This window comes from Paraburkholderia piptadeniae (assembly GCF_900007165.1).
GTDB classification, from domain to species: Bacteria; Pseudomonadota; Gammaproteobacteria; order Burkholderiales; family Burkholderiaceae; genus Paraburkholderia; species Paraburkholderia piptadeniae.
On sequence record NZ_CYGY02000211.1, the window covers coordinates 173 to 680 of the forward strand.

1 protein-coding gene is annotated in these 508 nt (G+C 64.4%); it reads left to right on the forward strand.

Annotated elements, in window-relative coordinates; genetic code table 11:
• Positions 1-508 (forward strand): APC family permease (locus BN2476_RS44545; RefSeq protein WP_235851266.1); only part of this gene is annotated, 508 nt, incomplete at both ends.

Genomic DNA, 508 nt, shown 5'->3' on the forward strand with positions numbered 1-508 from the left:
GCGGGCGAGGCGCGCAATCCGGCGAAGAGCGTGCCGTTCGCGGTGATCGGCTCGATCCTGCTGGCGCTGGTGATCTATGTGCTGCTGCAGATCGCGTACATCGGCGCGGTGAGCCCGGCTGACGTGATGAAGGGCTGGAACCAGTTCAACTTCAAGTCGCCGTTCGCGGAGCTGGCGATCGCGCTGAACCTGAACTGGCTGGCGATCCTGCTGTACGTCGACGCGTTCATCAGCCCGAGCGGCACGGGCACGACCTACATGGCGACGACTACGCGCATGATCTACGCGATGGAGCGCAACAACACGATGCCGAAGATGTTCGGCAGCGTGCATCCGCTGTATGGCGTGCCGCGTCCGGCGATGTGGTTCAACCTGCTGGTGTCGTTCATCTTCCTGTTCTTCTTCCGCGGCTGGAGCTCGCTGGCGGCGGTGATCTCGGTGGCGACGGTGATCTCGTACCTGACGGGCCCGATCAGCCTGATGTCGCTGCGCCGCTCGGCGACGGACC